Genomic DNA, 19032 nt, shown 5'->3' with positions numbered 1-19032 from the left:
GGGCGTCTCCAAGAACCGGCCTATCAGATAACCGGAGAGAGTCCCCCTCTCCCTAACCCTCTCCCCTGAAGGGGAGAGGGGACTAAGCCGCTTTCTCCGGCGCCAGATAGCCGATCAGGCGGCCCAGCGTTTCGGGCAGCTGCTTGCGATGCACGACCATGTCGATCATCCCGTGATCGAGCAGATATTCGGCGCGCTGGAAGCCTTCGGGCAGTTTCTCGCGGATCGTGTTCTCGATCACGCGCTGGCCCGCGAAGCCGATCAGCGCCTTGGGCTCGCTGATCTGCACGTCGCCGAGCATCGCGTAGCTGGCGGTGACGCCGCCTGTCGTCGGATCGGTGAGCAGCACCACATAGGGAAGTCCCGCACGGCGCAAGCGCGCGAGCGCAACCGTCGCGCGCGGCATCTGCATCAGCGACAGCGTGCCTTCCTGCATCCGCGCGCCGCCCGCGGCGGTGATCGCGATATAGGGGACGCCGCGGCGGATCGCATCCTCGACCCCCGCGACGAAGGCTTCGCCGACCGCGACGCCCATCGACCCGCCCATGAAGGCGAAATCCTGCACGCCGATCACCGCGCCCTGGCCCGAGATGCGGCCGAAGGCGTTCTGATAGGCGTCGCGGTCGCCGGTCTGCGCGCGCGCCGCCTTGATGCGATCGGTGTATTTCTTGGTGTCGCGGAACTTCAGCGGATCCTCGGGCGCGGCGGGGGCGGCGATCGGTTCGTGGAGGCCGCCGTCGAAGAGCTGCGCGAAGCGTTCCTTCGCGCCGATGCGGTCGTGATGGTCGCAGCGCGGGCAGACGCTCAGATTGTCCTCCCACTCCTTGACGAACACCATCTGCTGGCACTGGCGGCATTTGTGCCAGAGATTGTCGGCGGTGTCGCGTTTCGCCCCGAAGGGCAGGGCGTTGCGGACGCGGTCGAGCCAGCTCATGCGGCGATCTCCTTTGCGCCGTGGATAGCATCGGCGAGGGTGCGGGTGAAAGCCTCGACATAGGGCGCGGCGGCGTCGCCATGCTGCGCGACGATGTCGATGAAGGCCGATCCGACGACGACGCCGTCGGCGACGCGCGCGATGGCCGCGGCCTGTTCGGGCGTGCGGACGCCGAAGCCGACCGCGACGGGCAGGTCGGTCGCGGCCTTGAGCCGTGCGACGGCATCCTCGATGCTCGCCTGCGCGGCTTGCTGGAGCCCGGTGATGCCCGCGACCGAGACATAATAGAGGAAGCCGCCCGCGCCATCGAGCACCGCGGGCAGGCGCGCGGGGTCGGTGGTGGGGGTGGCAAGGCGGATGAGGTCGACGCCGGCTGCACGAAGTGCGGGACCGAGTTCGGCGTCCTCCTCCGAGGGAATATCGACGCAGATCACGCCATCGACGCCGGCCTTGGCGCATTCGGCGGCGAACCAGTCGGGGCCGCGGATCGTCATCGGGTTGGCATAGCCCATCAGGACGAGCGGGGTGCCGGGGTGGCGGCTGCGGAAAGCGGCGGCGATGGCGAAGATATCGGCGGTTGTCGTGCCTTTCGCCAAGCTGCGCAGATTCGCCGCCTGAATCGCCGGACCATCGGCCATCGGATCGGTAAAAGGCATGCCGAGCTCGATCACGTCGGCGCCGCCCGCGACGAGCGCGTCGAGGTTGGCGGCAGTGTCGCCGTCGCCCGCCGTGATGAAGGCGACGAGCGCGGGGCGCGGCTGGGCGAAGGTGGCGGCGAAGTGGGTCATTCGGTCCAGCCCTTTGTCGGCTCCGCAAACTTCCGTCTGAAAAAGGGGCGCGTGACGAACATCATGAAGAGATAGCCGGGAACGAATGAGGCCAAGAATTTCCAGTTTTCGGGCACAAGATCGCCGAGAATAAAGCGTAGGCAAAATACGGCGACGACCAAGATTCCAAGATCAAGCGAGAATAGCAGGAATTTGCGCTTCACAGTTCCACCCCCAACGCATCCGCCACGGTGAAGATGTCCTTGTCGCCACGCCCCGAGCAGTTGACGATGATGACCTTGTCCTTGCCGAGCGTCGGCGCAATGCGTTCGGCGGCGGCGATGGCGTGCGCGCTTTCGAGCGCGGGGATGATGCCTTCGAGCCTGGTCAGCTTCTGGAAGCTGGCGAGCGCCTCGGCGTCGGTGACGGGTTCGTAGCGGACGCGGCCGATTTCGTGGAGCCAGCTATGTTCGGGCCCGATACCCGGATAGTCGAGGCCCGCCGAGATGCTGTGCGCCTCGGTGATCTGGCCGTCCTCGTCCTGCAAGAGATAGGTCTTGTTGCCGTGGAGGATGCCCGGGCGGCCGCCCGCGAGGCTCGCGGCATGTTTCTTGTCGAGCCCTTCGCCCGCCGCCTCGACGCCGACGATCTCGACGCCCTCATCGTCGAGGAAGGGGTGGAAGAGGCCGATCGCGTTCGAGCCGCCGCCGACGGGGGCGATGAGCATGTCGGGGAGGCGGCCTTCGGCCTCCAATATCTGCGCCTTCGCCTCGTCGCCGATCACCGACTGGAAGTCGCGGACGAGTTCGGGATAGGGGTGCGGGCCCGCGACGGTGCCGATGATGTAGAAAGTGTCGTCGACGTTCGCGACCCAGTGGCGCAGCGCCTCGTTCATCGCATCCTTCAGCGTCTTCGCGCCGCTCTCGACCGCGACCACCTCGGCGCCGAGCAATTTCATGCGGAACACGTTCGGCTGCTGCCGCGCGACATCGACCGCGCCCATGAAGATGGTGCAGGGCAGGCCGAACAGCGCCGCGACGGTCGCGGTCGCGACGCCGTGCTGGCCCGCGCCGGTCTCGGCAATGATCTTCGTCTTGCCCATCCGTTTCGCGAGCAGGATCTGGCCGATGCAATTGTTGATCTTGTGCGCGCCGGTGTGGTTGAGATCCTCGCGCTTGAGGTAAATCTTCGCCCCGCCGAGGTGCTCGGTCAGCCGCTCGGCGAACCAGAGCGGGCTCGGGCGGCCGACATAGTTTTTGAGCAGATCGTCGAACTCGGCCTTGAACGCTGGGTCGGCCTGCGCGGCGCGATAATGGCGTTCGAGGTCGAGGATCAGCGGCATCAGCGTTTCGGCGACATAACGGCCGCCGAACTGGCCGAAATGGCCCCGTTCGTCGGGCCCGGAGCGAAGACTGTTAGGAAGCTGGGTCATCGTCCCGCCGCTTTAAGGAAAGCCGCGATCTTGTCCACATCCTTGACGCCCGGCGCGCTCTCGACACCCGACGAGACATCGACGAGCGGCGCCCCCGTTTCGGCGATCGCCTGCGCGACATTGGCGGGGGTCAGCCCGCCCGCGATGCCCCAATCCATCGTGTGACGATGGTTTTTGAGCAGCGACCAGTCGAAGCGCGTGCCGGTGCCGCCGGGCAAGGCGGCCGCGGGCGCGTCGAACAGGATGCGGTCGGCAATGCCGTGATATTTCTGCATCCGAACAAGCGTTTCGGAATCCTTCAGGCCAATCGCCTTCCAGATTTCGGCGGGCGCGAGGCGCTTGACGACCGCCAGCCATTCGGGGGTCTCGCTGCCGTGGAACTGGATGATGTCGGGCCGCACCATGCCGAGGGCGTCGCCGGTCAGCCGCTGCGAGGCGTTGACGAGCAGCAGCGCGACCTTGACATGCGGCCCGGCGCGTTTGCGCAGTTCGGCGGCTGTCTTGAGGTCGACGTGGCGTGAGCTCGGCTCATAATGGACGAGGCCGATATGGGTCGCGCCGTGCCGGATGGCGGCATCGACCGTTTCGGGCGTCTTGAGCCCGCAGATTTTGACGAGAGGGGGCATGAATCCTCGAAGCATGAAAAATCCCGTGCCCCTGCGAAGGCAGGGGCCCATCTCCGGACGGTGCAAGGCCGAACCGGCAGAAGATGGGTCCCCGCCTTCGCGGGGACACGCCATTCTGTCAACGCGCGGATGGACCTAAAGCGTCGCCTCGATCTCGCGCGCGGCGAGGTCGGGGTCTTGGGACTGGCTGATCGGGCGGCCGACGACGAGGATCGAGGCGCCGTCGGCCATCGCCTGCGCCGGCGTCACGATGCGCTTCTGGTCGCCGATCTTGCCGTTCGCGGGGCGGACGCCGGGGACGACGAAATAGCCGCCGGGCCACGCCTTGCGCGCGGCCTTCACTTCCTGGCCCGAGCAGACGATGCCGTCGAGCCCGGTTTCGCGCGCGAGCGCGGCGAGGCGGACGACCTGATCGTGCGGGGTGCCGCCCACCCCGATGTCCTCCAGATCGGGCGCGTCGAGGCTGGTGAGGACGGTGACCGCGACGACCTTCGTATGGGCGCCGGCCACCGCCTTCGCCTCTTCGAGCATCGCGCGCCCGCCGGCGGCGTGAACGGTCAGCACCGCGGGTTCGAGTGGGCGCAGCGCCTGGATCGCCTTGGCGACCGTATTCGGAATGTCATGAAGCTTGAGATCGAGGAAGATCGGCAGCCCGAGCTTCGCCATTTCATGCACGCCGTGATGGCCGTTGGCGCAGAAGAATTCGAGGCCAAGCTTCAACCCGCCGACATGGCGCCGCACCTTTTGCGCCAGCGTCAGCGCGGCATCGAGGTGCGTCGTGTCGATGGCAAGGTAAAGCGGGGAGGTCATGGTTTATCCGTCGAAAAGAGGTCGGTGGGGGCGGGCGGTATATCGTTCACCGGCGCCGCCGCGGGGGCGGGCGTCACCGGCCGGTTGGCGAGCGCGCGAAGGTCTGCCGCCTGCCGCTCGCTGGCGTCGAGGCGGCGCTTCAGCGACCAGCGCGTGGTGCGCAGCGCGATCCACATCGGCACGCTGCCGATCAGGAAGGACGCGAAGATGACCACGGGAAGCTTGGTCTCGGCTTCCCAGCCCGGCCAGATGGTGACGGTCACGACCTGCCAGTTCGCCATCGCAAAGATAACGAGAACGGCGGTCAACGCGACCCAGATGATCGTGCGCAGCATTCCCACTTCGTCTTGCTCCTCCGTCGATCCGGCCCGGACAGTATGACAGATCGCCCGGCGATTCCAGCCTGCGGCTATGCGGCAGCGAACACCCGGTCGAAGATCGTATCGACATGCTTCATATGATAGCCGAGGTCGAAGAGCGCGGTGAGTTCGTCCGCCGACAGCTTTGCGGTCACGTCGGCGTCGCCCTTGAGCAGTTCGAGCAGCGAGAGCTGGCCGTCGGATTCCCACACTTTCATCGCGTTGCGCTGGACGAGGGCATAGCTGTCCTCGCGGCTCGCGCCCGCCTGCGTCAGCGCCAGCAGCACGCGTTGCGAGTGGACGAGCCCGCCCATCCGGTCGAGATTCTTCTGCATCCGCGCGGGGTAGACGAGCAATTTGTCGACGACGCCGGTGAGGCGCGCGAGCGCGAAGTCGAGCGTGATCGTCGCGTCGGGGCCGATGAAGCGTTCGACCGACGAATGGCTGATGTCGCGCTCATGCCACAGCGCGACATTCTCCATCGCGGGGAGGGCGGCGCTGCGCACCATGCGCGCGAGGCCGGTGAGATTCTCGGTGAGCACGGGGTTGCGCTTGTGCGGCATCGCCGACGAACCCTTCTGTCCGGGCGAGAAATATTCCTCGGCCTCGAGCACTTCGGTTCGCTGGAGGTGGCGAACCTCGACCGCAAGGCGCTCGATCGACGAGGCGATGACGCCGAGCACCGCGAAGAACATCGCATGGCGGTCGCGCGGGATGACCTGCGTCGAAACGGGCTCGATCGAAAGGCCGAGCTTGGCGGCAACATGCGCTTCGACGCGCGGATCGATATTGGCGAAAGTGCCGACCGCGCCCGAAATCGCGCAAGTGGCGATTTCGGCGCGCGCGGCGAGGAGGCGCGTCTTGCAGCGCGAAAATTCGGCATAGGCCTCGGCCAGCTTCAGCCCGAAGGTGACGGGCTCGGCGTGGATGCCGTGGCTGCGGCCGATCGTCGGGGTGAGCTTGTGCTCATAGGCGCGGCGCTTGATCGCTTCCAAAAGCGCGTCGAGGTCGGCGAGCAATATGTCGGCGGCCTGCGAAAGCTGAACCGCGAGACAGGTGTCGAGCACGTCGCTCGACGTCATGCCCTGGTGCATGAAGCGCGCCTCGTCGCCGACATTTTCGGCGACCCAGGTCAGAAATGCGATGACGTCATGCTTGGTCACCGCCTCGATCGCGTCGATCGCGGCGACGTCGATCGTGGGGTTCGTCGCCCACCAGTCCCACAGCGCCTTCGCGGCGGATTTGGGGACGGTGCCGAGTTCGGCGAGCGCGTCGGTCGCGTGCGCTTCGATCTCGAACCAGATGCGAAAGCGATTCTCGGCCGACCAGATCGCGGTCATTTCCGGCCGTGCGTAACGCGGAACCATTGAATTTCCTTCCTTTTCGGGCGGCTTGTCGCGGAATCCCCGCGAAACCGGGTCGGGGCGCCCCGTAGCAGGGACGGAACGTTTCGCCAAATGCCCGGCAATCGCAACTTTGCCGAAATCCGGCGGGTTGCTCTTTTGCCCCATCAGAAAGGCGACCGATCCATCAAGGTCGCCGATACAGGAGAATGAATGTGTTGAAACAAGTGCTTTTGATCGGCGCAGCGGCCATCAGCTTCCCCGTCCTGGCCCAGACCACGGCCCCGACCGGCGAAGAACCTGCGACCCAGGCGCCGCCGGCGCCCACCGACACCACTGCCCCCGCGCCGGACAGCACCCCCACCGACGAAACGGCGCCCACCGATCAGGCGCCGACCGAGGACGCGGCTCCGACGGACACGCCCCCTGCGGCCGAGCCTGCCCCGCCGGCTGACCAGCCTGCTCCCGATGAAGAGGAAAAGCCCGAATCGGAGCCGGAATAATCCGCACCCCTGGAGATAGATCATGTTGAAACAGATGCTTTTGATCGGCGCCGCCGCCGTCAGCTTTCCGGCGCTGGCGCAGACCACCCCGCCGGCTTCGGACCCGACGAACCCGCCGACGACGACCGAGCCGGTGACCCCGGCGCCGGACCCGGCCCCGACGCCGGACACGACCAGCCCGGCTCCGACGCCCGATCCTTCGACACCGCCGGCGGCGACCGAGCCCGCCCCGTCGTCGTCAGCGGCAACGCCGGGCCAGATCGCCCAGATCGTCGATCAGGAATTCCCGACCTATGACGGGGACAAGAACGGCGATCTCAACGAGGCCGAATTCGGCGCGTGGATGAAGAAGCTGCGCGCCGCGACCGACCCCAGCGCCGATGTCGAATCGGCCGAGGTGACGAGTTGGATCGGCCAGGCCTTCGCATCGGCCGACAGCGACAAGTCGGGCGGCGTGAACAAGACCGAACTCGTCGGTTTCCTGTCGCGCGGCGCCTAGGCTCAAAACCCTGAGCGCCCCGCGGGGTGGTGCGGCCGCCGGAGCGATCCGGCGGCCGCATCGCCGTTCCTTTCATGCGGCGCGTACCGGCTGCTCGACCGCGACGATCGTCAGCCGATGCTCGACGCCGCCACGATCGGGCCAGTTGATCGACTGGCCGACGCTCAGCCCGATCAATCCCGCACCGACCGGCGTCAGGATCGACATCCGTCCGGCGGCGATGTCGGCTTCGGCCGGATAGACGAGGCGCACCGTGCGCTCGGCACCGCTCTTTTCATCGATGAAGGTCACGCTGGAGCCCATGGTGACGACATCGGGGGGTATCGCGGTGCGGTCGCAGATGGTGGCGCGGTCGATTTCGTCGAGCAGCAGTTCGTAAAAGGAGATCGAATCGCGTTGCTGTTGCAGCGTGAGTTCGGTCAACGCGTCGGCTTCGCTGTCGATCATGCGGATCAGGGGCATCTTGGCCCCGCTCTTTTTCTTGGTCATGGCGCGGACTTTCCGGCTGGCACGTGGCACTTCGCCACGCGTGGCAATATGGGACGGAAGGTGCCCCGGGCTCGGGGCGATCGCGCCGGAACCCGGGGCTAAATGCCCGCGAGAAGCTGTCCCCCATGATGGCGGAAACGGAGAAGGCTGCGACGAATCTGCATGACGACAAGATGTGTCCGCGAGCGGCCGAAGTCAAATGGCGAACAATGGTGCGACCTCGGATCAGGATTGGCCTTGAACGAAACGCCGCCCTCCTTACCCCCGTCAAATGATCATGCGCCTAGATCAGCCCCATCGCGCGGAAACTGCGATAATCGGACCCGCCGATGACGATATGGTCGTGGAGCGTGATCCCCAGCCTCGCCGCCGCCTCGGCGATGTCGCGGGTTATGGCGATGTCCTGCCGGCTCGGTTCGGGGCTGCCGCTCGGATGGTTGTGGACAAGGATGATCGCCGATGCGCCGAGTTCCAGCGCGCGCTTGATCACCTCGCGGACATAGATCGCCGACTGGTCGATCGATCCCTCGCTCGCCAGTTCGTCGCGGATCAGCATGTTGCGCGAATTGAGATAGAGGACGCGGACTCGCTCGACATCGACCGGCCCCATGTCGGCGCGCAGCCAGTCGAGCAGCGCATCCCAGCTCGAGAGGAGCGGCTTGTCGCGAAATCCGCCTTTCAGCAGGCGCAGGCTGGCGGCCTGGACGATCTTGAGCGCCGCGATGCCGGTGTCGCCCAGCCCCTCGATGCGGCGCAGCGATTCGGGGTCGGCGCTGACGAGCTGCGCCAGCGACCCGAATTCGCGCAGCAGCGCCTTGGCGAGCGGCTTGGTGTCGCGGCGCGGAATCGCGAGCGCGAGCAGATATTCGACCAGTTCATAATCGGCGAGGCCGTCGGCATCGTCGAGCAGGCGCGTCCGCAGCCGCGCGCGATGTCCCAGATGATCCGGCGTTTCCCTGTCCCCCATGGAGTGCGGGAATAACCGCCTTGTGGGGCGCACTCAACGGTCATAGGAAAAGGAAGATGGCGAACCGGATCAATTTCTTGCAGCGAAATTTGAGTTCCGGCGTTTCTTCGCTGAACAGGGTTCGGGCCGGAGGACGAAAATCTACCGCCATGACGTCATCGGCTCTACCCCATGACTGACGCGGACGTCGGTGCGAGGCCGAGGTGGAAATACCGGAAGTTGCTGTTCAAGAAGCGATGGCTGACCGCTGGCGCGGTGATCCTTCTTGTCGCCGGAGTATGGATCGCGCGCGAGCCGATCGCCGACGAGTTCATCCAGGGTCAGCTCGACAGCCGCGCCGTTCCCGCACGCTATACGATCGAGCGGATCGGCTTTCGCAGCGAGATATTGTCGAACATCGTCATCGGCGACCCGAAGCGGCCGGACTTGACGGCAAGGCGCGTCGAAGTGCTGCTCGGCTACGGCTGGTCGGGGCCCTATGTGTCGGGAATCAAGGCCGAGGGCGTTCGGCTTTATGGCCGCTTCATCGATGGGCGCCTGTCCTTCGGTTCGCTCGACAAGTTTCGCGATCCCGACAGCAAGGATCCCTTCGCGCTGCCCGACCTGTCGGTCACCCTCCGCGATGCACGGGCGAGGGTCGAAACGCCGTGGGGTGACATCGGCGCGGCGCTGGGTGGCGGCGGCAATTTGCGCCGCGATTTCACCGGCAAGCTCGCGCTCGTCGCGCCGCGCGTCGCGGCCGCCGGATGCACCGGCGACGATGTCAGCTTCTATGGAACCGTCCTCGTCCGCGACGTCCGGCCTCAGCTTGTGGGTCCGCTGCGCGGCGGTTCGCTCCGCTGCGCCGACGGCAGCGTCAGCGCGGCGTCGCCGCAAGTCGCGCTCGACCTTTCGCTGTCGGAGGATCTGCAAAGCTGGAAAGGCAAAGCCGACGCCAGCATCGTGCGGCTGATCGCAGGACCGCTCGCCGCCGACCGGATGGGGCTGCTCGCCAGCTTCGAAGGGACCGCGGTGCTGACCAGGCTTGGCATCGAGGCCGACATGGCGCGCCTGCGCGGCGCCGATTTCGCGGCCGAGAGCGTGAACCTTCAGGCCAGGGGCAGCGTCGGCAGCGCCGCGCCGAAGTTCGACGGCCGCATCGGCTTCGCCCGCGCAAGCGGCAGCGCCGATCTGCGCCGCTCGCTCGCCGAAAGCGCGCGCGGTCTGGCTGGAACGCCGGTCGGGCCGCTTGCGGCGAAGGCGATGGCCGCGCTCGGCCAGCTGCTCGCCGACGCCAGCGGCAGCGCGGGTTTCGCGATCGCGGGCGAGGGGACGACGGCGCGCGTCGACCTGATCGCGCCCGAACTGACGAGCGCGAGCGGCGCGCACTTCACCGGCAGCGCGGAGAGCCGGATCGGCTATCTCTATGGCGCGGACGAGCCCGCGGTGATCGCGACGGGGCGCTGGAGCATCGGCGGCGGCGATCTGCCCTCGGGCACGCTGAGCATCGCTCGCAACGAGGATGGCCGGGTAACGGGTCTTGCCAGCCTCGAACCCTATAGCGCCGAAGGAGCGCGGCTCGCGCTCGCACCCGTGCGCTTTTCGGGCGGTGCCGGCGGCTTGCTCCGCTTCGCGACGACGGCGGCGCTGTCGGGGCCGCTCGCGGGTGGACGGATCGAGCGGCTGACGGTGCCGCTGAACGGCTTTCTCGCTTCGACAGGCGCGCTCGCCTTCGATGGCGGGTGCAGCCGGGTCGCCGCCGACCGGATCGAGGTCGGCGGATTCCGGCTCGACCGCAGCGCCATCGACCTGTGCAGCCGTCCGGGCGCGCCGCTACTCAGCGCCGGGCCCGACGGGCTGCGCGGCGATATTCGCATCCCGCGCATCGCCTTGCGCGGCGCGAGCGGCAGTTCGCCGTTCAGCGTGACCAGCGGCCCGGCGGCCATCGACCTCGCGGCGATGCGCTGGTCGCTCGCCCGCGCCGACGTGCGGCTGGGCGAGGGCGACAGCGTGACGCGCTTCGCTGCCGAGCGCCTGAGCGGTCGCGCCACGCCGCAGGGCATGGCGGGTGACCTCGACGGCGCGAGCGGCAAGATCGGCACGGTGCCGCTCAACATGAGCGAGATTGCCGGGCAATGGCGATTCGCGGACGGCGCGCTGACGCTCGATGGCGGGCTTCTGCTCACCGACGCGGCGCCCGATCCGCGCTTCTTCCCGCTTGTCAGCGATGATGCGAGCCTGCGTTTCGCCGACGGGATCATCGAGGCGAAAGCCGGCTTCGACGAGCAGAAGACCGGAACGAAGATCCTCGACACGCTGATCCGCCACCGCTTCGCCGACAGCAGCGGCTCGGCGGACCTTAGCGTCAGCGAACTGCGCTTCGGCGAGGTGTTCCAGCCCGACCAGCTCGCCAGCCTCGCGCTCGGCGTCGTCGCGAACGTCCAGGGCTCGGTCGTCGGCGACGGGCGGATCGAGTGGACGGCGGACGGCGTCACGAGCCGCGGCACGTTCGCGACCGCCGACACCAGCCTCGCCGCGGCCTTCGGTCCGGTAACCGGACTGACGACGACGCTCAGCTTCGACGATCTGATCGGGCTCAAATCGGCGCCGGGACAGGTCGCGAAGATCGAGGAGATCAACCCCGGCATTCCGGTGATCGACGGCGAGATCGAATATCGGCTGCTCGGCGACAATCGCGTCCGCATCGAGGGCGGCAGCTGGCCCTTCGGCGGCGGCAAACTGCTGCTCCACCCGACGACGCTCGATTTCAATGCCGACAGCGCGCGGCGGCTGTCGTTCGACATCGTCGGGGTCGACGCCGCGGTATTCCTGCAGAATTTCGGTTTCGACAATATCAACGCGACCGGCGTGTTCGACGGGACGCTGCCGGTCGAATTCGGCGGGCTTGGCGGGCGTATCGTCGGGGGGCGCATCGATTCGCGCGCCGGCGGCGGCACGCTCGCCTATGTCGGCGAATTGTCGAACCGCAATCTCGGCGCGATCGCCAATTTTGCCTTTGGCGCGTTGCGTAGCCTCAAATATGACGATCTGACGATCATATTGAACGGGGATCTCGACGGCGAGATGGTGACCGACATCCGCTTTGGCGGTGTGGGGCAGGGCGAAGGCGCGACGCGCAATTTTCTCACCAATCAGGTTGCGAAACTGCCTTTGGTCTTCAATGTGAAGATCAAGGCGCCGTTCCGCCAGCTCCTGACGTCGGCGAAGGGATTCTACGATCCCTCGCTGCTGATCGAACAGAATCTGCCGGCCCTGATGCGGGCCCAGGAAGAAGCCGAAGCCGCCGGGGGAGCAACCGCCCCCGTTCAGCCACCAGAAAGCGAGCCTGTGCGATGAAGACGACCAAGACTGGAACAAGGAGGCCGGCCATTGACGTCAGGCATGTTGCGGTGATGATAGGTGCATCAGCCCTTGCGGGCTGCGTGCAGATCGAAACGCCCGACAAGCCGATCGAGATCAACCTGAACATCAACATCCGGCAGGAAGTGGTGTACAGGCTGGACGGCGATGCCAAGAAGCTCATCGAGCAGAATAGCGAGATATTCTGATGGGGAAGACTATGATGCGTATGACGAAGTGGAAACCGGCCGGATGGGCGCTCGCGGGCGTCGCCGCGACTGCGGCCGTGGCGCTGGCCGTGCCTTCGGCGATGGCGCAGCGCGACCCGGCCTATGCCGCCGCGCGCGCCGCGGGGCAGATCGGCGAGCAGCCCGATGGCTATCTGGGCTTTGTGACGACGCCGACCCCGGCGATCCGCGCGCTGGTCCAGGACCTCAATATCAAGCGCAAGGCGGCCTATACCGCGAGCGCGCAATCGACCGGCAGCACAGTCGAACAATTCGCCTTCACCAGCGGTTGCAACCTGATCGCGAAGACCAAGCCGGGCGAGAAATACCGGACCCCAGGCGGCGCGTGGAAAACCCGCGACGCGAGCCCCCCCGAACGCGACGCGCGCTGCCCGTAACCGGGAACCGAACAATGGAGCCTGCGGGCTCTCATATGCCGCCGCGCCCCTAAACGCGGCGGCATTTTTGTGCATGCCAGCAGAAGCATTGACTTAATGGGGCGGCGTTCCTAAACGGACCGCGCCTTAGGGGTCCCCCGAATTTTCGGGCCTTTTTTTGTAGGCGGAATCGGGAGTTTCCGGTTCCGTTTCAGGAGGATGGCGCAAATGACGGGGAATGGCAGCGATCCGGAACTTGGCTCTGAGGATTCGCGCCTGGTCTCGCTCGAAGAGCGATTGGACCGGGCCGAAGCCGCAGAAGCAAGAAGGACCGCAGCGACCGCCGGACCGGAGACCGATGCGAATTACAAGCTCGGCAATCGCGTTCTGGCCGAGCTGCTGGGCGGGATCGGTGGCGGCGCGCTGGTCGGTTGGACGATCGACCATTTCGCCGGCACGGCGCCCTGGGGCCTGTTGGCGGTACTGTTCCTTGGAATAGTCGTCGCTTTCAGGAACATATTTCGAATTGCGAATGTCCGGCCCAAGAAGCCGGACTGACAGGATTTAGGCGAGGTATCGCGTGGCGGATCAAGGCAAAGTGGACCCGATGCACCAGTTCGAGGTGCAGAAGATGTTCGACATGTTCCATGTCGGCAATCACGAGGTCGCCTTTACCACCAGCGCGATGTGGATGGTCGTCGCCGGCCTCTTGCTGTGGGTCTTCATGATCGGCGGGATGAAGCGCCAGCTCGTTCCCGGCCGCTGGCAGGTCGCCGTCGAGGGCTTCACCGGCTTCATCTCGGGCATGATGAACGCGAATATCGGCCCCGAAGGCCGCAAATATACGCCCTATGTCTTCTCGCTTTTCATGTTCATCCTGATGCTGAACGTGCTGGGTCTGATGCCCTTCGGCCTGTTCGGCCTGCATCCCTTCACCGTGACGAGCCATTTCGCGATCACCGGTTTTCTCGCGATCCTGAGCTTCTCGATCGTGCTGATCGTCGGTTTCTGGCGCCACGGCCTGCATTTCTTCTCGCTTTTCGTTCCGCATGGTACGCCTTGGTGGCTGCTGTGGCTGATCCCCGCGATTGAGCTGGTATCCTTCCTCGTCCGCCCGTTCAGCCTCGCGCTGCGACTGTTCGTCGCGATGACCGCCGGGCACGTGCTGATGAAGGTGTTCGCTTCGTTCATCATCGACGGCATCGCCGCCGGTCCGGCGGTCGGCCTCGGCGTCGGCCTTCCCAGCATGGCGCTGATGGTCGGGATCAGCGGTCTCGAACTGCTGGTCGCGGGCATCCAGGCTTATGTTTTCGCGCTGCTCACGTCGCTCTATCTGAACGACGCGATCAATCTGCACTGATATTTCAACCGCATAATTAACGTTTTTCCCAAGGAGTATAAAATGGACGTTCAAGCTGCTTCGCTCATCGGCGCCGGTCTGGCCGCTATCGGTGCCGGTATGGCCGCCATCGGTGTGGGCAACGTCTTCGGTAGCTTCCTCGAAAGCGCGCTGCGCAACCCCGCGGCGGCCGACGGCCAGCAGGGCCGCCTGTTCATCGGCTTCGCGGCCGCCGAACTTCTCGGCCTGCTGTCGTTCCTGATCGCGATCCTGCTGTACCTCAAGGCAGCCTGATTTCGCTCGCGGGACCGGTGCGCTGAGCGCCGGTCCCGCGACGGCTTTTCTTTTGTCGGTCGAGTATATCCATGCCTCAAATCAGCCAATTCGCTGAAAGCTGGTACGCCGCATCGCAGATTTTCTGGGTGCTGCTGACCTTTGGCTTCGTTTTTTTCGTCATCGGCCGCGGCATGCTGCCGAAGATCGAGGCGACGGTGGACGCGCGCGACCGCAAGGTGGCCGACGATCTAGCGGCGGCGAAAGCCGCGCACGCCGCGGCGGACAGCCTTGAAGAAAGCTACCGCCAGCAGAGCGACGCGAGCCGCGCCGCCGCGCAGAAGGCGGTGACCGACGCCAAGGACAAGGCCGCGAAGGACGCCGAAAAGCGCCTTGCCAAGGTCGATGCCGAACTCGCCGGCAAGCTGGCGGCGGCGGAAGCCGAAATCGGCGCCGCGCGCACATCGGCGATGGCGGAAATCGAGGCGGTCGCGGCCGAAGCGGCGGGCGACCTCGTCGCCAAGCTGTCGGGTGTGAAGATCGCCGCGGCGGATGCCAAGGCGGCGGTGAAGGCGGTGCTCCATGGCTGATTATCTGATGATCCTGTCCGAAGCAGCCGGCGAGGTGCATGTCGAACCGGCGTCGTTCGGTTTCATCGACGCGACCGTATGGGTGTCGATCGCGATGGCGATCTTCATCGCGATCCTGCTGTGGAAGAAGGTGCCGGCGATGATCGCGGGCATGCTCGACAACAAGATTGCCGAGATTTCGAAACAGCTCAAGGAAGCCGAGCAGTTGCGCCTCGACGCCGAATCGCTGAAGGCCGAATATGAGGCGAAGCTGGCCGACGCCGCGAAGGAAGCCGACGAGATGCGCGCCCGCGCCGATGCCGAGGCCGAGGCGCTCGTGACCAAGGCGAAGGCCGATGCGACCGCGCTGATCGCGCGCCGCAAGCAGATGGCCGAAGACCGCATCGCCGCGGCCGAAGCCGGCGCCCTCGCCGATGTCCGCACCGCGGCCGCGAAGGCGGCGACCGATGCGGCGGCGAAGCTGATCGCCGACAAGCACGACGCTGCGGCCGACAAGGCGCTGGTCGATCAGGCTATCGCGGGCGTCGCCAGGGGCTGAGCCCTTCGGCATGACCGGATAACGAAGCGCCCGCGGTTTTCCGCGGGCGTTTTGTTTTTAAGCATTGGTTTTGGTTGGAGATGGGCACGACCGTTGGTCGGTCTCTCCATCGACGGGAAACGACCGATTGCGGCCATTTATCCTCCCTGCGGCGAAGCCGTGGGGAGGGGGACCGCCGCGAAGCGGTGGTGGAGGGGCCGCGACGGTGCGCCATAGCCCCTCCGTCAGCCCTTCGGGCTGCCACCTCCCCATCGCTGCGCGACAGGGAGGAACTTAGGGCAGCTCACCACCCCAAAGCCGCGTCTCACCGCCCTTATCCGCGACCAGTATTAAACCGGCGCGATCTCCCAAAGGATCAGCTTCGTCGCGTGGACATTTTCGCGCGCCTGGGCGCCTTCGAGCCGGGTCAGTTTCGTATCGCCCTTGAGCGCGCTCATTTCGAACATCGCATCGACGACGACCACATCACCGGCGCCGACCTCGATTTCCATCATGCCCGCGTTCGCCATCAGACCCTTCGCCATCGCGGCGTGCAACCGGTGCGGGCCGGGTGCGACGTCGGCCATCAGCATCTGCCCGGACTTGATCTGTCCCTTCGCGCTGTCGTCGAGCGTGACGTTCATTCCCTGCAGCGCGGCGACGAAGCCGCGGCGGGTGACATAGATGCGCGCCTTGCCTTCGGGCGCGCGCATCGTCCGGGCGTCGGCGAGCGCTGCTGTGTCGGCTTTCTTCCCCGATTTGTTGCTCGACAGCGACCAGACGACCAGCCCTACGATCAAGACCAGGGTCACAACCGAAAAGATCGTCATCGCGCCGGGCGAGAGCGATCGCGCAAGCGCGGGCCCCGAAAGCGCCCCGACGATCGCCGCGGCAATGATGACGGCGACCCAGAATGCGTTCTTGCTCATATTGCCCTCCTGTTCAGACGGGGGAGAAATCTCCCGTCGTCTCGTCCATCAGGTACAGCACCCCGTCGTTGATCGCGAAAAACGCGCCGCGCAGCTTCAGCGTCCCGCGCCGTTCTTTTTCCTGGATGCAGGGAAAGGTCCGAAGATTATCGATGCTTACGCGTACTGCCGCCATTTCCATCGCGCGGCCCGCATCGCGGTTGTCGATATCGGCATATTCGGCGCGCACGCCCTGCGCGTGGTCACCATCGACGGCGCGCGCGCCAGGCCGAAGCCGTCGGCATATTCGGCGCGCACCTTTTCGCTCGCCTCGTCGAGCACCGCGATCCAGTCGGCGATGAAGCCGCCGCGCCCGGGCTCGGCGCCTTCCATCGACTTATGAAGCGCCGCATGGCAGCCGCCGCACATTCCGTGCCCCATCACGACGATTTCCTCGATCTTCAGGAACTGCACCGCGAATTCGAGCGCCGCCGAGACCCCGTGGCGTCCGGGCGTCGTCTCGAACGGCGGCACCAGCGCGGCGACGTTGCGCACGACGAAGATTTCGCCTGGGTTGGTGTCGAAAATCTGCGAGGGTTCGGAGCGGCTGTCCGAACAGGCGATCACCATCACCTTCGGCGATTGCCCTTCGGCAAGTTGTTCCCAGCGTTCGCGTTGCTCCGCCCAGCCGCCGTTACGGAAACGCCGGTATCCCTCGATCATGTCAGCAAAGTGAGTCATGGACGCCCCTTAGCATAGGTAGAGAGGTTGAGAAGAGGCGCGCGCGCGACTATGTGGGCGCGATGAACGCTCCCGCCCAGCCTCAACCGGCCACCGCCACGCCCCCCAGCCAACGCGCGCGCAAGCCCGACTGGATTCGCGTCAAGGCGCCGACCAGCCCCGGCTACGCCGAAACACGCAAGCTGATGCGCGAGCTCAACCTGCATACGGTGTGCGAGGAAGCCGCGTGCCCGAACATCGGCGAATGCTGGACCAAGAAGCACGCGACGGTGATGATCCTCGGCGACACCTGCACCCGCGCCTGCGCCTTCTGCAACGTCAAGACGGGGATGCCGCGCCCCGTCGACCTGCTCGAACCCGAACATACCGCGATCGCGGCGGCGAAGATGGGGCTGACACACATCGTCATCACCTCGGTCGATCGCGACGACCTGCCCGACGGCGGCGCGAGCCAGTTCGTGAAGGTCATCAATGCGCTGCGCCGTGAGACGCCGCAGACGACGATCGAAATCCTGACCCCCGATTTCCGCAACAAGCCCGAAAGCGCGGTCGCGGCGATCGTCGATGCGCGCCCCGACGTCTACAACCATAATCTTGAGACGGTGCCGCGGCTCTATCCGACGATCCGTCCCGGCGCGCGTTACTATGCGTCGCTGCGCCTGCTCGAAAGCGTCAAGCGCCGCGATCCGTCGATCTTCACCAAGTCGGGCATCATGCTCGGGCTCGGCGAGGAGCGGATGGAGGTTCATCAGGTGATGGACGACATGCGCAGCGCCGACATCGATTTCATGACGATGGGCCAGTATCTCCAGCCGACGCCGAAACATGCGAAGGTCGCCGAATTCGTGACCCCCAAGGCATTCGACGCCTATGCGCAGATCGCGCGCGCCAAGGGCTTCCTGCAGGTTGCATCCTCGCCGCTGACGCGCTCGAGCTATCACGCCGGCGACGATTTCGAACGGATGCGCGCCGCGCGCGAGGCGCAACTGGCGCGCGCCAGGGCGGACTGATTGCCCCGTCACCACGAAACGCGCGAGTTGCCGTACAGCGACGAGCAGATGTTCGCGCTCGTCACCGATATTGCGCGCTATCCCGAATTTTTGCCGTGGGTCGTCGCGCTCCGCGTCCGCGACGACAGCGAGCATGAAACCGTCGCCGACATGATCGTCGGCTTCAAGGGGCTGCGCGAAAGCTTCTCGTGCCGCGTCCACAAGCAAAGGCCGCACGAAGTGGTCGTGAGCTATATCGACGGCCCGATGAAGCACCTCGGAAACGAATGGCATTTCCACGCGCTCGAAGGCGGCGGCTGCCGCGTCGATTTCATGGTCGATTTCGCGTTCCGCAGCCGCATGTTCGAGGCGCTCGCCGGACAGATGTTCGACAAGGCGCTGCGCAAGATGATCGCGGCGTTCGAGGCGCGCGCCGATGAACTTTACGGGGCGGGGAGGGTGACGTCCTCCGACGGCCGCAGCGAATCCTTGCCCGGCTGAAGCAGTTCGAGCGCGAACAGCGTCGCATGGTGGCGGATCGCCGCACGGTCGGTCGATTCGAACTGGACGCGCTGCGTGAAATAATCGTCGGGATCCTGCCCGCGCAGCGCGCGCGCGAAGACGACCTGCCCGACGGGCTTCTTCTCCGACCCGCCGCCCGGCCCGGCGATGCCGGTGATCGCGACCGCGACGTCGGCGTCGCTGTTCGCGAGCACGCCCGCCGCCATCGCCCAGGCGGTCGCGAGCGACACTTCGCCGAAGGTTTCGAGGATTTCGCTGCTGACGCCGAGCTGGGTCTGCTTGGCGTGCCCCGAATAGGTGACGAACCCCGCGGAGAACACGTCCGAGCTGCCGGCGATGTCGGTCAGCGCGGCGCTGACCATGCCGCCGGTGCAGCTTTCGGCGACGGCGATCCGGCGGCCTGCGGTGCGATTGGCCGCGAGCACGGCGGTGGCAAGATCGTCGCGCGCGGCAAGGCGCGTTTCTTCGACAGACAGCAAGA

The 19032-nt window shown here is 66.0% G+C and carries 24 protein-coding genes and 1 pseudogene; 12 read left to right on the top strand and 13 right to left on the bottom strand.

The genetic code is table 11. The features are described 5' to 3' along the window. Window positions 1–82: 82 nt before the first annotated feature. The 8 genes from accD to purB form a co-directional block, all read right to left on the bottom strand. Window positions 83–934: an acetyl-CoA carboxylase, carboxyltransferase subunit beta gene (gene accD, locus QZL87_RS09590; RefSeq protein WP_295318655.1), complete on the bottom strand. Its 852-nt coding sequence runs from the start codon at window positions 932–934 to the stop codon at window positions 83–85. Next, window positions 931–1722, bottom strand: a complete 792-nt coding sequence (gene trpA / locus QZL87_RS09585; protein WP_295318653.1) for a tryptophan synthase subunit alpha — start codon at window positions 1720–1722, stop codon at window positions 931–933. Before trpA ends, accD begins: the two co-directional genes overlap by 4 nt. Then, window positions 1719–1925 (bottom strand): hypothetical protein, encoded by a 207-nt coding sequence (locus tag QZL87_RS09580; RefSeq protein ID WP_295318650.1) that lies wholly within the window; start codon window positions 1923–1925, stop codon window positions 1719–1721. The genes trpA and QZL87_RS09580 overlap by 4 nt, the downstream gene beginning before the upstream one ends. After that, a complete protein-coding gene (gene trpB / locus QZL87_RS09575; protein WP_295318648.1) occupies window positions 1922–3133 on the bottom strand; it encodes a tryptophan synthase subunit beta in 1212 nt (403 codons plus the stop codon). Before trpB ends, QZL87_RS09580 begins: the two co-directional genes overlap by 4 nt. Next, window positions 3130–3759, bottom strand: coding sequence for a phosphoribosylanthranilate isomerase (locus tag QZL87_RS09570; RefSeq protein ID WP_295318646.1), 630 nt, complete (start codon window positions 3757–3759; stop codon window positions 3130–3132). Before QZL87_RS09570 ends, trpB begins: the two co-directional genes overlap by 4 nt. 135 nt (window positions 3760–3894) lie before the next feature. Further along, window positions 3895–4569, bottom strand: coding sequence for an orotidine-5'-phosphate decarboxylase (pyrF, locus tag QZL87_RS09565; protein WP_295318644.1), 675 nt, complete (start codon window positions 4567–4569; stop codon window positions 3895–3897). Next, the gene (locus tag QZL87_RS09560) at window positions 4566–4904 is read right to left on the bottom strand and encodes a LapA family protein (RefSeq protein WP_295326816.1); all 339 of its coding nucleotides are present in this window, start codon (window positions 4902–4904) and stop codon (window positions 4566–4568) included. The genes pyrF and QZL87_RS09560 overlap by 4 nt, the downstream gene beginning before the upstream one ends. A gap of 74 nt (window positions 4905–4978) precedes the next feature. Further along, the gene (purB, locus tag QZL87_RS09555) at window positions 4979–6295 is read right to left on the bottom strand and encodes an adenylosuccinate lyase (RefSeq protein WP_295318641.1); all 1317 of its coding nucleotides are present in this window, start codon (window positions 6293–6295) and stop codon (window positions 4979–4981) included. A gap of 191 nt (window positions 6296–6486) precedes the next feature. Between purB and QZL87_RS09550 the strand changes: the two genes are divergently transcribed. Then, a complete protein-coding gene (locus tag QZL87_RS09550; RefSeq protein WP_295318640.1) occupies window positions 6487–6774 on the top strand; it encodes a hypothetical protein in 288 nt (95 codons plus the stop codon). Between the two features lie 22 nt (window positions 6775–6796). Further along, window positions 6797–7273, top strand: coding sequence for a calcium-binding protein (locus tag QZL87_RS09545; RefSeq protein WP_295318637.1), 477 nt, complete (start codon window positions 6797–6799; stop codon window positions 7271–7273). A gap of 72 nt (window positions 7274–7345) precedes the next feature. Here the strand turns inward: QZL87_RS09545 and rnk are convergent, their stop codons facing one another. Beyond that, entirely contained in the window at window positions 7346–7762 is a 417-nt protein-coding gene (gene rnk / locus QZL87_RS09540; RefSeq protein WP_295318635.1) for a nucleoside diphosphate kinase regulator, read from the bottom strand. Window positions 7763–8045: 283 nt separating this feature from the next. After that, entirely contained in the window at window positions 8046–8729 is a 684-nt protein-coding gene (gene radC / locus QZL87_RS09535; RefSeq protein WP_295318633.1) for a DNA repair protein RadC, read from the bottom strand. 171 nt (window positions 8730–8900) lie between these two features. Here radC and QZL87_RS09530 point away from each other — a divergent pair, with 171 nt between their 5' ends. From QZL87_RS09530 to QZL87_RS09495, 8 genes are all read left to right on the top strand, one after another. After that, complete coding sequence (locus tag QZL87_RS09530; RefSeq protein ID WP_295318629.1) at window positions 8901–12065, top strand: YdbH domain-containing protein; 3165 nt, start codon at window positions 8901–8903, stop codon at window positions 12063–12065. Then, window positions 12062–12277, top strand: a complete 216-nt coding sequence (locus QZL87_RS09525) for a YnbE family lipoprotein (RefSeq protein WP_362987021.1) — start codon at window positions 12062–12064, stop codon at window positions 12275–12277. The genes QZL87_RS09530 and QZL87_RS09525 overlap by 4 nt, the downstream gene beginning before the upstream one ends. Window positions 12278–12288: 11 nt before the next feature. Beyond that, the gene (locus QZL87_RS09520; RefSeq protein WP_295318625.1) at window positions 12289–12693 is read left to right on the top strand and encodes a YdbL family protein; all 405 of its coding nucleotides are present in this window, start codon (window positions 12289–12291) and stop codon (window positions 12691–12693) included. Window positions 12694–12900: 207 nt separating this feature from the next. Continuing rightward, a complete protein-coding gene (locus tag QZL87_RS09515; RefSeq protein ID WP_295318623.1) occupies window positions 12901–13230 on the top strand; it encodes an AtpZ/AtpI family protein in 330 nt (109 codons plus the stop codon). Window positions 13231–13279: 49 nt separating this feature from the next. After that, on the top strand, window positions 13280–14032 hold the full coding sequence (locus tag QZL87_RS09510) for a F0F1 ATP synthase subunit A (protein WP_295326813.1): 753 nt from the start codon (window positions 13280–13282) through the stop codon (window positions 14030–14032). A gap of 42 nt (window positions 14033–14074) precedes the next feature. Further along, window positions 14075–14305, top strand: a complete 231-nt coding sequence (locus QZL87_RS09505; RefSeq protein WP_037515205.1) for a F0F1 ATP synthase subunit C — start codon at window positions 14075–14077, stop codon at window positions 14303–14305. Between the two features lie 71 nt (window positions 14306–14376). Then, complete coding sequence (locus QZL87_RS09500) at window positions 14377–14874, top strand: ATPase (RefSeq protein ID WP_295318621.1); 498 nt, start codon at window positions 14377–14379, stop codon at window positions 14872–14874. Further along, window positions 14867–15412, top strand: coding sequence for a F0F1 ATP synthase subunit B (locus QZL87_RS09495; protein WP_295318618.1), 546 nt, complete (start codon window positions 14867–14869; stop codon window positions 15410–15412). The genes QZL87_RS09500 and QZL87_RS09495 overlap by 8 nt, the downstream gene beginning before the upstream one ends. Before the next feature lie 329 nt (window positions 15413–15741). On the opposite strand, the gene QZL87_RS09490 is transcribed toward QZL87_RS09495, so the two are convergent. Then, window positions 15742–16320 (bottom strand): hypothetical protein, encoded by a 579-nt coding sequence (locus tag QZL87_RS09490; protein ID WP_295318617.1) that lies wholly within the window; start codon window positions 16318–16320, stop codon window positions 15742–15744. A gap of 13 nt (window positions 16321–16333) precedes the next feature. Further along, window positions 16334–17040: pseudogene (locus QZL87_RS09485) on the bottom strand (carbonic anhydrase). Between the two features lie 62 nt (window positions 17041–17102). Between QZL87_RS09485 and lipA the strand changes: the two are divergent. Continuing rightward, complete coding sequence (lipA, locus tag QZL87_RS09480) at window positions 17103–18050, top strand: lipoyl synthase (RefSeq protein ID WP_295318615.1); 948 nt, start codon at window positions 17103–17105, stop codon at window positions 18048–18050. After that, window positions 18051–18530 carry a type II toxin-antitoxin system RatA family toxin gene (locus tag QZL87_RS09475; protein WP_295318614.1) on the top strand — a complete coding sequence of 160 codons (480 nt, stop codon included), beginning with the start codon at window positions 18051–18053 and terminating at the stop codon, window positions 18528–18530. Here the strand turns inward: QZL87_RS09475 and QZL87_RS09470 are convergent. After that, window positions 18473–19030 (bottom strand): CinA family protein, encoded by a 558-nt coding sequence (locus QZL87_RS09470; protein ID WP_295318612.1) that lies wholly within the window; start codon window positions 19028–19030, stop codon window positions 18473–18475. The genes QZL87_RS09475 and QZL87_RS09470 overlap by 58 nt on opposite strands. Window positions 19031–19032: the final 2 nt, after the last annotated feature.

Origin of the sequence: uncultured Sphingopyxis sp. (assembly GCF_900078365.1) — a bacterium.
Lineage (GTDB): Bacteria > Pseudomonadota > Alphaproteobacteria > Sphingomonadales > Sphingomonadaceae > Sphingopyxis.
This window is presented reverse-complemented; position numbering and strand designations above follow the sequence as displayed.

Coding starts and splice junctions, on each gene's coding strand:
- accD (WP_295318655.1), bottom strand. CDS start 934: ATGAGCTGGCTCGACCGCGTCCGCAACGCCCTGCCCTTCGGGGCGAAA.
- trpA (WP_295318653.1), bottom strand. CDS start 1,722: ATGACCCACTTCGCCGCCACCTTCGCCCAGCCGCGCCCCGCGCTCGTC.
- trpB (WP_295318648.1), bottom strand. CDS start 3,133: ATGACCCAGCTTCCTAACAGTCTTCGCTCCGGGCCCGACGAACGGGGC.
- QZL87_RS09570 (WP_295318646.1), bottom strand. CDS start 3,759: ATGCCCCCTCTCGTCAAAATCTGCGGGCTCAAGACGCCCGAAACGGTC.
- pyrF (WP_295318644.1), bottom strand. CDS start 4,569: ATGACCTCCCCGCTTTACCTTGCCATCGACACGACGCACCTCGATGCC.
- QZL87_RS09560 (WP_295326816.1), bottom strand. CDS start 4,904: ATGCTGCGCACGATCATCTGGGTCGCGTTGACCGCCGTTCTCGTTATC.
- purB (WP_295318641.1), bottom strand. CDS start 6,295: ATGGTTCCGCGTTACGCACGGCCGGAAATGACCGCGATCTGGTCGGCC.
- QZL87_RS09545 (WP_295318637.1), top strand. CDS start 6,797: ATGTTGAAACAGATGCTTTTGATCGGCGCCGCCGCCGTCAGCTTTCCG.
- rnk (WP_295318635.1), bottom strand. CDS start 7,762: ATGACCAAGAAAAAGAGCGGGGCCAAGATGCCCCTGATCCGCATGATC.
- radC (WP_295318633.1), bottom strand. CDS start 8,729: ATGGGGGACAGGGAAACGCCGGATCATCTGGGACATCGCGCGCGGCTG.
- QZL87_RS09530 (WP_295318629.1), top strand. CDS start 8,901: ATGACTGACGCGGACGTCGGTGCGAGGCCGAGGTGGAAATACCGGAAG.
- QZL87_RS09525 (WP_362987021.1), top strand. CDS start 12,062: ATGAAGACGACCAAGACTGGAACAAGGAGGCCGGCCATTGACGTCAGG.
- QZL87_RS09520 (WP_295318625.1), top strand. CDS start 12,289: ATGATGCGTATGACGAAGTGGAAACCGGCCGGATGGGCGCTCGCGGGC.
- QZL87_RS09515 (WP_295318623.1), top strand. CDS start 12,901: ATGACGGGGAATGGCAGCGATCCGGAACTTGGCTCTGAGGATTCGCGC.
- QZL87_RS09510 (WP_295326813.1), top strand. CDS start 13,280: ATGCACCAGTTCGAGGTGCAGAAGATGTTCGACATGTTCCATGTCGGC.
- QZL87_RS09505 (WP_037515205.1), top strand. CDS start 14,075: ATGGACGTTCAAGCTGCTTCGCTCATCGGCGCCGGTCTGGCCGCTATC.
- QZL87_RS09500 (WP_295318621.1), top strand. CDS start 14,377: ATGCCTCAAATCAGCCAATTCGCTGAAAGCTGGTACGCCGCATCGCAG.
- QZL87_RS09495 (WP_295318618.1), top strand. CDS start 14,867: ATGGCTGATTATCTGATGATCCTGTCCGAAGCAGCCGGCGAGGTGCAT.
- QZL87_RS09490 (WP_295318617.1), bottom strand. CDS start 16,320: ATGAGCAAGAACGCATTCTGGGTCGCCGTCATCATTGCCGCGGCGATC.
- lipA (WP_295318615.1), top strand. CDS start 17,103: ATGAACGCTCCCGCCCAGCCTCAACCGGCCACCGCCACGCCCCCCAGC.